This is a genomic window from Micromonospora sp. NPDC005220 (assembly GCF_040607895.1).
Lineage (GTDB): Bacteria > Actinomycetota > Actinomycetes > Mycobacteriales > Micromonosporaceae > Micromonospora.
On record NZ_JBEXHP010000011.1, the window covers coordinates 79,525 to 93,310 of the forward strand.

A 13,786-nucleotide genomic window follows, 5' to 3' on the forward strand; every position below is an offset into this window, starting at 1 on the left:
GACCGAGATCAACCGAGGAAAGTGCTGGTGGAGCCCAGGGGACTCGAACCCCTAACCCCTGCCTTGCAAAGATCAAGACTGTTGTCGGTCGTCGTCAGCCACTGCCGCTGACCTGCTCGACTTGTCGGCCGCCGTCGCTGGTCACTCCTGCCCGTCAGCCGGCTTGGCTGTACGGATGGCTGTACAGCCACCTGCTGCGACGCATGGACAATGACCTGATGGCGGACGACAACCGCGTGGTGATGGCGATCGGCAAACACGAGCTGAGGCTGGGCCTTGATTCTGGAGGGCACTGGCTCGTCCTCTCGACAAAGGACGACCGCCACTGGACACCAGCCGAGAACATCCAGTCGCTGCTACCACTCCTGGAACAGCGCCACGAGGCCGTCACAACCCTCGGCACCGAACAGGCCTCCGATCCGCCCCCTTGGGATGACCTTGTCCGTTACGCCCTGTCCTGTTGGTCCGACTACTGGGCGGGCCTCGCGCTCGGCTGGCTTGAGGACGGCTACCCAGCTGCTCCGTTCCGGGACACGGTGCGGTCCCTCAAAGATGCGCCTGAACGTACCGAGATCATTCGGCAGCGGTCGCTGCGGCTCTGGTGCGAGTTAACCAAGCCCTGAGCGGGATCCTTGCTGAAACCGGCCGCACCGCCAGTTCGAGGTCCCGCCTACTCTGAGGCGAGGTTGCACGATGACCGAAGAGTTATGAGATCAAGATGGGCGACTCGGCGAGCTGCCCGAATGGTCTCCTAGCAGCGGAAATACCTCTCGGCACCTTTCACCACTCCCCTGCTGTCCCCGACCTCTTGCGGACCAGATGCGGACCGCACGTCACTCGGGCGGCGGGCTACCCGTCATGCCGGGTCATCGACCCAATCCATGCTGGGGTCCTCCTCGTCGGGCGACGTTGTGATCACCTGGTCCCATGCGTTGACGATGGCTGCGGCCTGCCGCTCGCTACAGGCCAAGCCACTGAGCAGGACGTTGCCCTGGTAGTCGATGATCTCGAACCGCCACCGATTGAGTTCGGGCCGGTGTTCCAACGTTGCCCAGAAGTGGCCGGAAAGATCGCTGGGGAACACCTCGTCTGGCACGTACCGCTCCTCTCCCTCAAGCCCATCTCCGCCGTGAGTCCGCACATCGTGGAACGGGCCTGATCCCCGGTGTCAACACAACGATCCACCGTGTTGACACCGGGGAGCTGGTCTGTTCGGCTCCGCCCGGACTCACGGTGGAGGTGGGCGGCCCCATCTCTGTCGAAGATCCCCGCCGGAGGCATCAGTTCTGGTCCATGGGCACAGCCTGCAATCGGCCGGCGCGCCGGCCGATGCCGGCGCTTGCGCCGCCAGCAGGCCGAGCGCGGCCGGCGCGGCCCGCTTGCGGGCCGCCTTGATGCCGCGAGACGGGTCTCCGGTCCGCCCGATGTTTCGGCAATCACCTCACGTCAGTCGGTAGAGCAGGAAGGGACCGGAGCATGAGTGAGCGGAAAAGCGTCCGCCCGGCTGAGGCTGCGGCCCTGCTCGGTGTCTGTCGGGACACCGTGTACGTCCTGATGCGATCGGGTCGGCTGCGATCGATCAAGGCTGGTCGGGCTCGGCTGATCCCGCTGTCCGCGCTCGATGAGTTCTTGGCAGCGGATGAGGAGTTCGCGGCATGACCGGCCGACGTCGGCGTTCTCATGGTGAGGGCTCGGTGTACGAGCAGCGGCCGGGCACGTGGGCTGCGGTGGTCGACCTCGGTTGGATCGACGGGAAACGGAAGCGGAAGTACGTCTACGCCAAGAGCGAGGCTGAGGCGGTCCGGAAGCGGGATGAGCTGCGGCGCCAACTTCAGCTCGGGGTCGACCTCACCGCACAGCCTCGGACCCTGGAAGCCTGGTTGACCGAGTGGCTGCGGGACGTGAAGGCGCACGATGGCACCCGACCGTCAACGCTGGTGCGCTACCGCCTGGCCGTGAGCAAGCACCTGGTGCCGGGCCTCGGTCGGGTCAAGCTTGACCGGCTGACACCTCGGGACGTGCAGCGGTTCCTCACGGGGCTGCGCGGGAAGCTCGCGCCGGCCAGCATCATCAAGGTGCATGCCGTGCTGCGGGTCGCCTTGGCCGACGCTGAGCGGATGGATCTGGTGCCGCGCAACGTCGCCAAGGCCGCCAAGCCGCCGGCTCTCGGGCGGACGGAGCGACGTGCCCTGACGCCCGAGGAAGCCAAGACGCTGCTGTCGGTGCTGACCGGCGACCGGCTGGAGTCCTTGTTCGTCCTGGCGCTGGCAACGGGGCTGCGGCGGGCTGAGCTGTTGGGCCTGCGGTGGTCGGATGTCGACCTACCGGGAAGGGCGCTGTTCGTTCGGCAGACGCTCCAGCGAACCGATCACGGGTTGGTGTTCGTGCCACCGAAGACGCACCGATCGGCCCGTCCACTGCCGCTGTCGGCTCTGGCCGTCCGGGCGTTGGAGGCAGAGCGCGTGCGCCAGGCCAAGGAACGGCTCGCGGCCGGGGATGTGTGGTCGGATCTGGGCCTGGTCTTCGCTAGCACGATCGGCACGGCCATGGAGCCGCGGAACGTTAACCGGCGCTTCGAGCAGCTCCGCGCGACGGCCGGGCTGGACTGGCTGCACCTGCACGACCTGCGACACGCGTTCGCCACGTTCCTGCTCGACCAGGGCGAGGAGCTGCGGACGGTGATGGAACTGCTCGGGCACTCCACAATCCGGATGACGGCCGATACCTACGGGCATGTCCTGCCGGCGCGGGCTCGTCAGGCTGCCTCAGCCATCGACCGGGTCCTCGGCGAGGAGGGGACGGCGTGACGGCTTGGCTGTACGAATGGCTGTATTCAGACCCGAGATCAACCGGGGAAAGTGCTGGTGGAGCCCAGGGGACTCGAACCCCTAACCCCTGCCTTGCAAAGGCAGTGCTCTGCCAGTTGAGCTAGGGCCCCGCGAGTGGCCGCAGCGACGATCGCTCGTCGCCGGGCCGAACGTCAGCGCAGGTCGGGCGCGGTGGTCGCCTCGTGCCACAGGGCACGCTCGTCGTTCGAGGCCTTGATCTTGTTGAACACGACGGCGGCCACACCGACGACGCCAGCCAGAATCAGCAGCTTCTTGAACATGGGGCGACCCCTCGCGCTCGACTACCGTCGGACGACATGCGGTGGGGCTAGATGGAATCGAACCATCGACCTCAGAGTTATCAGCTCTGCGCTCTAACCGACTGAGCTATAGCCCCGCGTTGCGACGAGCAAGATTAACCCATCCGCCGCGCCGGCCCCAAATCGGGGTCCGCGCCTGCGAGCCGGGCCCGTCGCCGCCGGCAAAACCTACCTGAGTACGGGACGCCGGAGCGACCGCATTCCGCGGTGCTCCGGCGTCCCGGTGGCTCAGTCCCGCTCGGCGAGGGTCAGCTCGATCCCGCCGACCAGGTCAGCGCAGACGTTGTAGACGAACGCGCCAAGCGTGGCCAGCGCGGTGAACAGCACCACGTTGACCAGGCCGATCAGCGCCGAGCTGAGGATCACGCCCTTGGCGGTGATCTGGAAGCCGCTGGTGCTCTGCCCACCGCCGGCGTTGACCAGGTCGCTCAGGCTCTCGTTGACGCTCTGGAACACACCCATCGCGTCCAGCGCCAGGTACAGCACCGAGGTGGCGACCACCACGACGATGAACAGCACCACCGAGACCGCGAACGCGAACTTCATCACGGACCACGGGTCGATCCGCTTGAGGTTCAGCCGGGCCCGGCGCGGCCCGCGGGAGGCGGCCGAGCTGACCGACGTACGCGCCGCACGCACCGCGTCACCGACCCGGGCGGCCCCGACGGCGGACGCGTTGCCGATCCCCGGTGGCAGGCCACCGCCGCTGGCCGGGCGGCCGGCCGTGCGCGCCGCGTCCGGCTGCGGCTGGGTCATCCCGGGTGTGATCCGCGGCTGGGTGCCGGTGGCCCCGGTCGACGCCGCCTGGCCGGGCCGGACACCGATCGGCTGGGTGGTCACCGGACGGGCCGACGGTGCCGCTGTCGGAGCCGAAGGTGCGGCGGCGGCCGACGTCGGCGCCTCGGCGCTGGGCGCCTCGGTCTTGTCGCCTGACCCGCCGTCCTCACCGGGCTGCTCCGGCGGGGGTGTCATACCTGGAGCCCTGGTGAACTTCGGGGCAGGCGCGTCGGCGGGGACCGTCGCCCGGCCTACGGCCGCGCGGCCGGTCGCTGGTGTGCCGCCTTTGGCGGCCTCCTCGTCGACCGGGTTGGCCGAGGTCCCCGTGTTCCCCGACTTCGCCTGTGTCTCCGTCATTCAACTAGTCCTGTTCGTCAGGCTCGTCGGCATTGCGAGCAATCGCCACGATAGTCACGCCGTCCGGGAGGTCCATCAGCTTGACCCCCATTGTGTTCCGGTCACGCGTACGGCGTACAGGCTTCACCGGAGTCCGAATGACACCACCATTGCTGGTGATCGCGAACAGCTCGTCGTCCGGATCGATCACCACCGCGCCAACCAGACCACCGCGCCGCTCGGTGATCTTTGCAGTCAACACGCCCTTACCTCCCCGGCCCTGCACCGGGTATTCCTCGATCGGGGTCCGCTTCGCATATCCCCCGTTCGTGGCCACCAGAACGTCCAAACCTTCCCGCACGACTTCCATGGCGAGCAGGACGTCGTCGTCCGTGAAGCGCATGCCGATCACGCCCGAGGTGGCCCGGCCCATCGGCCGCAACGCCTCGTCCGAGGCGTTGAACCGGATCGCCTGTGCCTTCTTCGAGACCAGCAGCAGGTCGTTCTCCGGCGCAACCAGCGCAGCACCGACCAGCTCGTCCTCATCGCGCAGGTTGATCGCGATGATGCCGCCGGAACGATTGGAGTCGAACTCCTCAAGCCGCGTCTTCTTCACCAGGCCGTTCTTCGTGGCCAGTACCAGATAGGGGGCTACCTGGTAGTTCGGGATCTCGATGATCTGCGCGATCTGCTCGTCGGGCAGGAAGGCGAGCAGATTGGCCACGTGTTGGCCCTTGGCTACCCTACTGGCCTCCGGCAACTCGTACGCCTTGGCCCGGTAGACACGGCCCTTGTTCGTGAAGAACAGGATCCAGTCGTGGGTCGAGCAGACGAAGAAGTGGCTGACGATGTCGTCCTGCCGCAGCGTGGCGCCACTGACGCCCTTCCCGCCGCGCCGCTGCGAGCGGTACAGATCGACCTTGGTCCGCTTGGCGTACCCGGTGCGGGTGATCGTGACGACCACGTCCTCGCGGGCGATGAGGTCCTCCATCGAGACCTCGCCGTCGAACGGGATGATCTGCGTCCGCCGGTCGTCGCCCCACTTGGCGACGATCTCGCCCAGCTCCTCCGAGACGATCCTGCGCTGCCGCTCCGGCTTGGCGAGGATGTCCTTGAGGTCGGCGATCTCCAGCTCGAGCTTGGCAAGGTCGTCCACGATCCGCTGCCGCTCCAACGCGGCGAGCCGGCGCAGCTGCATGTCCAGGATCGCGGTCGCCTGGATCTCGTCGATCTCCAGCAGCCGGATCAGGCCCTGCCGGGCGTCGTCCACTGTCGGCGAACGCCGGATCAGGGCGATCACCTCGTCCAGCGCGTCCAGCGCCTTGCCCAGGCCGCGCAGGATGTGCGCCCGCTCCTCAGCCTTGCGCAACCGGAACGCGGTCCGCCGGCGAATCACGTCGATCTGGTGCTCGACGTAGTACCGGATGAACTGGGCCAGGTTGAGCGTGCGCGGCACCCCGTCGACCAGGGCCAGCATGTTGGCGCCGAAGGTCTCCTGGAGCTGGGTGTGCTTGTAGAGGTTGTTCAGCACGACCTTGGCGACCGCGTCGCGCTTGAGCACCAGAACGATCCGCATGCCGGTACGCCCGGAGGACTCGTCGCGGATGTCGGCGATCCCGGCGAGCTTGCCCTCCTTGATCAGCTCGGCGATCCGCTCGGCGAGGTTGTCCGGGTTGACCTGGTAGGGCAGCTCGCTGACGACCAGGCAGGGGCGACCCCGCTTGTCCTCCTCGACCTCCACCACGGCGCGCATCCGGATCGAGCCGCGACCGGTGCGGTACGCGTCCTGGATCGCGGTGGTGCCGACGATCAGGCCGTGGGTCGGGAAGTCCGGGCCCTTGACGATGCCGAGCAGGGCTTCGAGGGTGGTCTCCTCGTCCTCCTCCGGGTGCTCCAGGCACCACTGCACCGCCGCGCCGATCTCCCGCAGGTTGTGCGGTGGGATCTTGGTGGCCATGCCGACCGCGATGCCCTCGGAGCCGTTCACCAGCAGATTGGGGATCCGCGACGGCAGGATGGTGGGCTCCTTGGCCCGGCCGTCGTAGTTGTCCTGCAGGTCGACGGTGTCCTCGTCGATGTCCCGCAGCATCTCCATGGCGAGCGGGTCGAGCTTGCACTCGGTGTTGTGGCTGACGAAGCCGTCCGAGACGAACGAGTGGTCGTCGGTGTCGACCCGGACGCTGTAGACCGGCTGCACACCGGCGTCCGTGATCTGCGCCACCTCGGCGTAGTAGAACCGACCATCGACCAACGGCTCGACCACGTCGAGCACCTCGGTGTTGGTGATCCGGGCGGCGATCTCGTCGCGGTCCCGCTCCCACCGCTCCACCCGGTCCACGTTGTGCCGGCGCAGCCAGTCCCGCTCCGTCCAGCGCGTCGCGCCGTGCTCGCGGATGAAGTCGGCGACCAGCGGCACGTGGTCGCTGGAGAGAGCGGTGCTGCTGGCCGGCACCTGGGCCAGCTCAGCCTCCAGCTTGGCCTGCTTACGGCCGAGGAAGCCGACCTGCGCGGCGAAGATGCGGGCGTCGCGGCGGTTGGTCACCACGACCTTGATCTCGCCGTTGTCGTAGCGGGTCTGCCGGCTGATCACACCGAACTCCAGCAACAACTGCTGGACCTCGCGGGCCAACCGCTCACTGCGGGTCGAGTACGAAATCTGCATGGTGTTGCGGGGCAGCAGCGACGACGAGCCGTCGCCCTCGAAGAGTGCCTGGAGGAAGGCACGCTTGATCGCGGCCGGCCCCTGCCAGACGAACTCGGGAACGAACTTGGCGGCGCTGCGCGCGCCCACCATGTCGCCGAGGAGGCTCGTCCGCAGCGCGGTGAGGTCCTGCACGTCGAGTTCGTGCAGAGTGCTGCCGGAGGCGATGACCCGCTCGCTGACGTAGCGGGGGCCGCCCACGGCCAGGTCGTACGCCGCGAGGACGCGGACGAAGAACTCCCGGTCCACGTTGTTGAAACCGGCCCGGCTCGGGGAAACCCAGCCCTCGCTGACGAAGGCGCCGGCGAGGACGGCCGCCTCGACGTGCTCCAGCATCGGGTAGCCGATCTCGTCCGGCACGCTGCGCTGGAGGACCACCCGGTCACCGGGGGAGATCTCGGCGAGCAGCTTCCACAGCAGGGTCGGCACGCCGGCGACGTCCACCAGGCAGAGCACCGGGTGGTTGTGGGTGCCGGTCAGCTCGTACCCCTCGCGGGTCCGCAGCCGCAGCGTCGGGTGCTCGCCGGAGTGGAAGAACTTGCTGGCGCGGACCAGGTCGCCGTTGCGGTCGCGGACCTTGAGGTCGATGTCGGTCTCGCTGGACGGCGCGGCGTCTGCCACCACGTCCGCGATCCGCACACTGCCCTCTGCGGTGCGAATCCGGACGTCCGCGGTAACGCAGTATCGCATCGCGGCGGCCGGATCATTACCGGGCGAGCCGAAGTTGCCGTTGCCGTCGACCAGCGGGTAGCGCAGCGACCAGGGCTGGGCCATCCGGACCAGCGCGTCGTAGATCGCCGAGTCGCCGTGCGGGTGGAACTGACCCATCACGTCGCCGACGACCCGGGAGCACTTCACGTAACCGCGGTCCGGACGGTAGCCGGAGTCGAACATCGCGTAGAGGATCTTGCGGTGGACCGGCTTGAGGCCGTCCCGAACGTCCGGCAGCGCGCGACCGACGATGACGCTCATCGCGTAGTCGAGGTAGGAGCGCTGCATCTCCACCTCGAGCCCGACCGGTTCGATCCGGTCGTGCGCGACCACCGCGGCGATGGCCTCGGCGGGGACCTCGGGCTCGTTCGGTGTGGACTCGGGAGAATCGGTCACTGTATACCCTTATCAGACTCAGAGTCGTTTTCGTGCTGTGGATAACCGCTGTGGATACCGGCCAAGCTGTGGATAACTCTGTGGACCGCCGGATCGGCCGGGCAGTGCCCGGCCGATCCTGCGCAGTCCGTCAGATGTCCAGGAACCGCACGTCCTTGGCGTTGCGCTGGATGAACGACCGGCGCGCCTCGACGTCCTCACCCATCAGCACACTGAACAACTCGTCGGCGGTCGCCGCGTCGTCGAGAGTGACCTGACGCAGGGTACGCGTCGCCGGGTTCATCGTGGTTTCCCACAGCTCGGGATAGTTCATCTCGCCGAGGCCCTTGAAGCGCTGAATGTCGTCCGGCTTGGCGTTCGGCTTCTTCTGCTGGCGCAGCAGGATCAGCCCGTCGCGCTCGCGGTCGGAGTACGCGTACTGGGCGTCGTCGCCCTTCTTGTTCCACTTGATCTTGTAGAGCGGCGGGGCGGCCAGGTAGACGTGCCCCAGCTCGACCAGCGGACGCATGAAGCGGAACAGCAGGGTGAGCAGCAGCGTCTGGATGTGCTGGCCGTCGACGTCCGCGTCGGCCATCAGCACCACCTTGTGGTACCGCAGCTTCTCCATGTCGAAGTCGTCGTGGATGCCGGTGCCCAGCGCGGTGATCAGCGCCTGGACCTCGTTGTTCTTCAGCACCCGGTCGATCCGGGCCTTCTCCACGTTGAGGATCTTGCCGCGGATCGGCAGGATCGCCTGGGTCCGCGGGTCGCGGCCCTGCTTGGCCGAGCCGCCGGCCGAGTCGCCCTCGACGATGAACACCTCGGACTCGCGGGGGTCGGTGGACTGGCAGTCGGCCAGCTTGCCCGGCATCGAGCCGGACTCCAGCAGAGACTTGCGCCGGGCCAGCTTGCGTGCCTGCTGCGCGGCGATGCGAGCCCGAGCCGCCTGGGACGCCTTCTGGATGATCATCTTGGCTTCGGCCGGGTTGCGGTCGAACCAGTCGACCAGCCGGTCGTTGCAGACCCGCTGCACGAAGCTCTTCACCGGGGTGTTGCCCAGCTTGGTCTTGGTCTGACCCTCGAACTGCGGGTTGGCCAGCTTGACCGAGATGATCGCGGCGAGCCCTTCGCGAATGTCCTCGCCGGAGAGCTTCTCGTCGCCCTTGAGCAACTTCTTGTCGGTGCCGTACCGGTTGACCACGCTGGTCAGCGCGGACCGGAAGCCCTCCTCGTGGGTGCCGCCCTCGTGCGTGTTGATCGTGTTGGCAAAGGTGTAGACCGACTCGCCGTACGACTCGTTCCACTGCATGGCGATCTCGAGCGACATGCCCTCCTCCTCGGCCTCGAACTCGACCACTGTCTTGTGGATCGGGTTCTTCGAGGCGTTGAGGTGCCGGACGAAGTCGGCGATGCCGCCCTCGTAGAAGAAGGTGACCTCGCGCTGCCGGCCGTCCTCCTCCGCATCCACCCGCTCGTCGAGCAGGTGGATGCGCAGCGCGCGGTTGAGGAAGGCCATCTCCTGCAGACGCCGGTAGATGGTCTGGAAGTCGAAGTCGACGGTCTCGAACACGTCGGGGTCGGGCCAGAAGGAGACCGCCGAGCCGGTGCGGTCGGTGGCCTCGCCCTTCTCCAGCGGGCTCGGCTTGGAGTTGGTGTAGTGCTGCCGCCACACGGAGCCGGACTTGTGGATCTCCACGAACATCTTGGTGGAGAGCGCGTTCACCACGGAGACACCGACGCCGTGCAGACCGCCGGAGACCGCGTACGCCTTGCCGTCGAACTTGCCACCCGCGTGCAGGATGGTCAACGCGACCTCGACACCCGGCTTCTTGAGCTTCGGGTGCAGGTCGACCGGGAAACCACGGCCGTTGTCGGTGACCCGGACGCCACCATCGGCTTGCAGCACCACGTCGATGGTGTCGCAGTATCCAGCCAGCGCCTCGTCGACAGCGTTGTCGACGACCTCCCAGACGAGGTGGTGCAGACCGCGCTCGCCGGTGGACCCGATGTACATACCGGGCCGCTTGCGAACCGCCTCCAGCCCCTCGAGAACGGTGATCGACTCTGCGCCGTACTCCTGCTTGTCCTGCGCTGCCACCCTCGGCCACTTTCTCGCGTCAGGCGCGCCGGTAGGGCGCGTCGGGCGCGGGTTCGGCGGACAGGACGCGACGTCGGCGCGTGGACCGGCGCCGGAGACCTCCGGACAGCGGGTCGAACGCGCCGGTCGCCGCGGTTGCCCGCGGATCGCGATCGGCTCGACCCGACGTGGAGAATGAATCTGGGGCCACCGGCCCCGTCCCACTCCCGCACCGGGTCTTCGTCTCACTGTCAATCCTACTGTGCGCGGGGGACAGAACCACCACTCGGCACCCTCAGCGAGGCGGCTGAGAAGTCCGTAGCCGGCAGAACCCCGTCGCCCACGACTCCCCCCACACGCCAGGCTCCCATCGCACGCGCCGCCCCGGAACGGGTTGACCCGCGGTCGGGCGGGTCGGGGGTCGCGGCCAAAGCGTCCGTGCCGTACGTTTGCGGCGCCCCGGAACCAGCCTTGATCTTTAGTGGTCGGAACCGGGACGATCGACCCGATCGACCCGACACGTGCTCTTTAAGAGGTGACAGATGGGGCTGGACAACGTCGCGGTGCACTGGCCGCGGACCGGCCGCTTCTACGATCCGGTCGCGCCGGCCGAGTTCGTCGACTTCGGCGAGATCGTCGACCTTCCGCGCATCTCCGCGCCGACCGCCGCGCTGGCCGAGCTGATCGCGAAGACCGGCACCATCCGGGCGACCGCGTACACCGAGTTGGTGGATCTTCTGCTCGGTCTCGAAGGTGTGTTGTACGCCACAGACGCCGCCGCCGAGGACGAGGACCCGGTGATCGACCCGGACGGCTGCTCCTGGATCGCGGGCGGCATCGAGAGGTTCGTGGCCGCGCACCGCGCGAACGGCGAGGCGGTCACGTTCGAGTCGGTGAGCACCGTGCTGCGCTCCCTGCTCGGCGACGGTCGGTTGGCCGAGCAGCAGCTGCGCTGGTTGGAGAGCCGGCTCGACGCTCTGCGCGACGAGCGCGGTGACCCGCCGCAGTGGAACTTCACCTGCGCCGAGCTGGGCGTGCTGGCCGCGTTCTATCGACGCTGCGCCGAGCGCGGGTTCGCCGTCTACGCCGACGTCTGAGCCGCCCCGTCGGCCGCTGAGGCGGCCGGTCGGTTGGCGGCCGAGATCAGCCGCGTGAGCACCCCGTGCAGGTGTTGCAGGTCCTCGACGGGCAGGCCGAGCCGCTGCACGATCGCGGCCGGGATCAGCTCTGCCTGACTCCGCAGTGCCGCGCCGCTGGCGGTGAGCGTGACGGCGAGGCTGCGCTCGTCGCTCGGGTCGCGTTCCCGGCGCAGGTAGCCGGCCGCTTCCAGCCGCTTGAGCAGGGGTGACAGCGTGCCCGGGTCGAGCTGGAGCAGGCGACTGAGGTCACGACCGGACAGCGGCGCGTGCTGCCAGAGCGCCAACATCACCAGGTACTGCGGGTGGGTCAGCCCCATCGGTTCCAGCAGCGGCCGGTAGACGGCCACCACGCTGCGCGCGGCGACCGAGAGGGCGAAACAGACCTGCTGCTCCAGGGCCAGCGGGTCGACGCTGTCCGGTCGTTCGCTCATCGGTTGCCCTCTCTCCGCACGGTGACTACCGTACCGATCATTGGTACACCAACCATTCGTGCCCCAACGGTATGCTCGTGCGACGGGCGTGACCCGGCGGAGGCGACGCGGGAAGAGGGCGGCAGATGAGCGAGGACGGCGCGGTCACCAGGACCCCGGGCGAGGGTGGCCGATTGATGCGCTGGGCCTTCCGGCACCTGGCCGGCCCAGCCGAGGGTGTGCAGGGCGCGGTGCAGGGCGGCTCGGCCGAGGCCCGCGAGGCGTGGAAACGCGACCTGGCCGAGCGTAAGCGCTTCACCCAGGAGCAGCGGGAACGCAAGCGGGCAGCCCGCGAGGCCGACCGACGCGGTTGAGCGGCCGGTTCAGCCGTACGTGTCGCGTGGACCCCGGCCGCGTACCCGGCGCGGGCCCTTTCCCCAGGAGGGCGCTGCCGGGCCGTGGATGTGCAGCTTGCGCACCACGTTGTGACCGACCTCGCTGGCGATCTGCTTGAGCAGCGAGCCGGCCAGCAGCCGCAGCTGGGTGGCCCAGGCGGTCGAACGCGCCTCCACGGTCAGCTCGCCGTTCTCCAACTTCACCGGGCGACTGTTCTGCGCCACCTCAGCGCCGACGACCCGTTCCCAGGCGCCGAAGACGGTGGCCTCGGCCGCCGGCTGCTGCCAGCCGCGCGCCTTCACCAGCCGGTTCAGCACCGCGCTGAGCGGCTGTGGATCGCGCGGGTCGGGGCCGGGGCCGGAGTAGCCGCGCAACCGCCGCCCCGAGCCGCCGGCAGCGTCGCCGCCAGGGGTACGCCGGGCGCGGGCCGCCGCCTGCCGTCGGGACAGCGCGGCGTCGAGCACCGCTCGGGCCAGCTCCGGCCCGCTGGCGGCCGCCGCCGGCTCACCGCCCGCCGATCCCGCTTTGGGAGTACGCGCAGCCGGGTTGTCGCCTGCCGCCGGCCGATCGGTGCCTGGCTCATCCGACACGGCGTACCGTCCCTTCGCCGACCTGGTAGCGGGTGCCGCGCAGGGCGGCCGGCACATCATCGTCCACCGCGCAGGTGACCAGCAGCTGACTCGCCCCACCGACCAGCTCCGCCAACCGCTCCCGGCGGCCGGTGTCCAACTCCGCGAAGACGTCGTCGAGCACCAGCACCGGCTCGATGCCGTCGGCGCGCAACAGGTCGTACCCGGCCAACCGCAGCGCGAGCGCGAACGACCACGACTCACCGTGGCTGGCGTACCCCTTGGCCGGCAGTGGGCCGAGACTCAGGGCCAACTCGTCACGGTGCGGGCCGACCAGGGTGGTGCCCCGCTCGATCTCGGCGGAGCGGGACGCGGCCAGCGCCGTCGTCAGCGCCTCGGCCAGCGCGGCCCGGTCGGTGGTCGGCTCGGCCAGCTCGATCGAGGGCCGGTAGGCGATGCTCGCCGCACCCCGACCGGCGGCCACCGCGTCGTACGCCTTGGCCACGTGCGGGGTGAGCGCGGCCACCAGCTCCAGCCGGCCGGCGAGCAGCTCCGCGCCGTGCTGGGCCAGGTGGGTGTCCCAGACGGCGAGGGTGCCGAGGTCACCGCCCCGAGACCCCCCGGTCTTGCGGGCCAGGTACGCGGTGCGTAAGAGGGCGTTGCGCTGCTTGACGACCCGCTCGTAGTCGGCCCGCACGCCCGCGTACCGGGGCTGCCGGTTGACCAGCAGGTCGTCCAGGTAGCGGCGGCGCTCGGCCGGGTCGCCCCGGACCAGCTCAAGATCCTCTGGGGCGAAGAGCACCAGCCGGAGCGCCCCGAGCACGTCCCGGGCCCGCCGCGCCGGTGAGCGGCCCAGTCGGGCCCGGTTGGCCTTGCCGGGCACGATCTCCAGCTCGACCAGGAGCTCCCGGCCGTCGTGCACCACCGCGCAGCGGATCACCGCGGACGTGGCGCCCATCCGGACCAGCGGCGCGTCGGTGGCGACCCGGTGCGAGTCCAGGGTCGCCACGTAGCCCAGCGCCTCGACGAGGTTGGTCTTGCCGACGCCGTTCGCCCCGATCAGGACGTTCGCCCCCGGCTGAAGGTCGACGGCCACCCGCTCGTACGAGCGGAAGTCGACCAGTTCCAGCCGGTGAACGTACACAGG

General features: G+C 68.9%; 13 protein-coding genes and 2 tRNA genes. 5 read left to right on the top strand and 10 right to left on the bottom strand.

Going from position 1 to position 13,786, the window contains the following annotated elements; all coding sequences use genetic code 11:
* Nucleotides 1-218: 218 nt before the first annotated feature.
* On the top strand, nucleotides 219-623 hold the full coding sequence (locus ABZU52_RS07790; RefSeq protein WP_354970291.1) for a hypothetical protein: 405 nt from the start codon (nucleotides 219-221) through the stop codon (nucleotides 621-623).
* Nucleotides 624-856: 233 nt separating this feature from the next.
* On the opposite strand, the gene ABZU52_RS07795 is transcribed toward ABZU52_RS07790, so the two are convergent.
* The gene (locus ABZU52_RS07795) at nucleotides 857-1,096 is read right to left on the bottom strand and encodes a hypothetical protein (RefSeq protein ID WP_354970292.1); all 240 of its coding nucleotides are present in this window, start codon (nucleotides 1,094-1,096) and stop codon (nucleotides 857-859) included.
* 380 nt (nucleotides 1,097-1,476) lie between these two features.
* Here ABZU52_RS07795 and ABZU52_RS07800 point away from each other — a divergent pair, with 380 nt between their 5' ends.
* Both ABZU52_RS07800 and ABZU52_RS07805 read left to right on the top strand, forming a co-directional pair.
* Complete coding sequence (locus tag ABZU52_RS07800; RefSeq protein WP_210912260.1) at nucleotides 1,477-1,659, top strand: helix-turn-helix domain-containing protein; 183 nt, start codon at nucleotides 1,477-1,479, stop codon at nucleotides 1,657-1,659.
* On the top strand, nucleotides 1,656-2,807 hold the full coding sequence (locus ABZU52_RS07805) for a site-specific integrase (protein ID WP_354970293.1): 1,152 nt from the start codon (nucleotides 1,656-1,658) through the stop codon (nucleotides 2,805-2,807). Before ABZU52_RS07800 ends, ABZU52_RS07805 begins: the two co-directional genes overlap by 4 nt.
* A gap of 55 nt (nucleotides 2,808-2,862) precedes the next feature.
* Here the strand turns inward: ABZU52_RS07805 and ABZU52_RS07810 are convergent.
* The 6 genes from ABZU52_RS07810 to gyrB form a co-directional block, all read right to left on the bottom strand.
* Nucleotides 2,863-2,938 (bottom strand) — tRNA-Ala (locus ABZU52_RS07810).
* A 42-nt stretch (nucleotides 2,939-2,980) separates the two neighbouring features.
* Entirely contained in the window at nucleotides 2,981-3,109 is a 129-nt protein-coding gene (locus ABZU52_RS07815) for a DLW-39 family protein (protein ID WP_209444550.1), read from the bottom strand.
* A 42-nt stretch (nucleotides 3,110-3,151) separates the two neighbouring features.
* Nucleotides 3,152-3,225, bottom strand: a tRNA-Ile gene (locus tag ABZU52_RS07820).
* A gap of 151 nt (nucleotides 3,226-3,376) precedes the next feature.
* Nucleotides 3,377-4,282 carry a DUF3566 domain-containing protein gene (locus tag ABZU52_RS07825; RefSeq protein WP_354970294.1) on the bottom strand — a complete coding sequence of 302 codons (906 nt, stop codon included), beginning with the start codon at nucleotides 4,280-4,282 and terminating at the stop codon, nucleotides 3,377-3,379.
* Nucleotides 4,283-4,286: 4 nt separating this feature from the next.
* On the bottom strand, nucleotides 4,287-8,006 hold the full coding sequence (gene gyrA, locus ABZU52_RS07830; protein ID WP_354970328.1) for an intein-containing DNA gyrase subunit A: 3,720 nt from the start codon (nucleotides 8,004-8,006) through the stop codon (nucleotides 4,287-4,289).
* Nucleotides 8,007-8,199: 193 nt separating this feature from the next.
* Nucleotides 8,200-10,146: a DNA topoisomerase (ATP-hydrolyzing) subunit B gene (gene gyrB, locus ABZU52_RS07835; RefSeq protein ID WP_354970295.1), complete on the bottom strand. Its 1,947-nt coding sequence runs from the start codon at nucleotides 10,144-10,146 to the stop codon at nucleotides 8,200-8,202.
* 521 nt (nucleotides 10,147-10,667) lie between these two features.
* On the opposite strand from gyrB, the gene ABZU52_RS07840 reads away from it, so the two are divergent.
* Entirely contained in the window at nucleotides 10,668-11,222 is a 555-nt protein-coding gene (locus ABZU52_RS07840; RefSeq protein WP_354970296.1) for a hypothetical protein, read from the top strand.
* Here the strand turns inward: ABZU52_RS07840 and ABZU52_RS07845 are convergent.
* Complete coding sequence (locus ABZU52_RS07845) at nucleotides 11,207-11,695, bottom strand: MarR family transcriptional regulator (RefSeq protein ID WP_354970297.1); 489 nt, start codon at nucleotides 11,693-11,695, stop codon at nucleotides 11,207-11,209. The genes ABZU52_RS07840 and ABZU52_RS07845 overlap by 16 nt on opposite strands.
* A 125-nt stretch (nucleotides 11,696-11,820) precedes the next feature.
* Here ABZU52_RS07845 and ABZU52_RS07850 point away from each other — a divergent pair, with 125 nt between their 5' ends.
* Complete coding sequence (locus ABZU52_RS07850; protein ID WP_354970298.1) at nucleotides 11,821-12,048, top strand: hypothetical protein; 228 nt, start codon at nucleotides 11,821-11,823, stop codon at nucleotides 12,046-12,048.
* A 9-nt stretch (nucleotides 12,049-12,057) separates the two neighbouring features.
* On the opposite strand, the gene ABZU52_RS07855 is transcribed toward ABZU52_RS07850, so the two are convergent.
* Together ABZU52_RS07855 and recF are read right to left on the bottom strand one after the other, a co-directional pair.
* Nucleotides 12,058-12,660: a DciA family protein gene (locus ABZU52_RS07855; RefSeq protein ID WP_354970299.1), complete on the bottom strand. Its 603-nt coding sequence runs from the start codon at nucleotides 12,658-12,660 to the stop codon at nucleotides 12,058-12,060.
* Nucleotides 12,650-13,783: a DNA replication/repair protein RecF gene (recF, locus tag ABZU52_RS07860; protein ID WP_354970300.1), complete on the bottom strand. Its 1,134-nt coding sequence runs from the start codon at nucleotides 13,781-13,783 to the stop codon at nucleotides 12,650-12,652. The genes ABZU52_RS07855 and recF overlap by 11 nt, the downstream gene beginning before the upstream one ends.
* Nucleotides 13,784-13,786 lie beyond the last annotated feature (3 nt).

Bases quoted from the DNA above. Each gene is read 5' to 3' on its own strand.
- ABZU52_RS07790 (WP_354970291.1), top strand. From the start codon at position 219: ATGGCGGACGACAACCGCGTGGTGATGGCGATCGGCAAACACGAGCTG.
- ABZU52_RS07800 (WP_210912260.1), top strand. From the start codon at position 1,477: ATGAGTGAGCGGAAAAGCGTCCGCCCGGCTGAGGCTGCGGCCCTGCTC.
- ABZU52_RS07805 (WP_354970293.1), top strand. From the start codon at position 1,656: ATGACCGGCCGACGTCGGCGTTCTCATGGTGAGGGCTCGGTGTACGAG.
- ABZU52_RS07815 (WP_209444550.1), bottom strand. From the start codon at position 3,109: ATGTTCAAGAAGCTGCTGATTCTGGCTGGCGTCGTCGGTGTGGCCGCC.
- ABZU52_RS07825 (WP_354970294.1), bottom strand. From the start codon at position 4,282: ATGACGGAGACACAGGCGAAGTCGGGGAACACGGGGACCTCGGCCAAC.
- ABZU52_RS07840 (WP_354970296.1), top strand. From the start codon at position 10,668: ATGGGGCTGGACAACGTCGCGGTGCACTGGCCGCGGACCGGCCGCTTC.
- ABZU52_RS07845 (WP_354970297.1), bottom strand. From the start codon at position 11,695: ATGAGCGAACGACCGGACAGCGTCGACCCGCTGGCCCTGGAGCAGCAG.
- ABZU52_RS07850 (WP_354970298.1), top strand. From the start codon at position 11,821: ATGAGCGAGGACGGCGCGGTCACCAGGACCCCGGGCGAGGGTGGCCGA.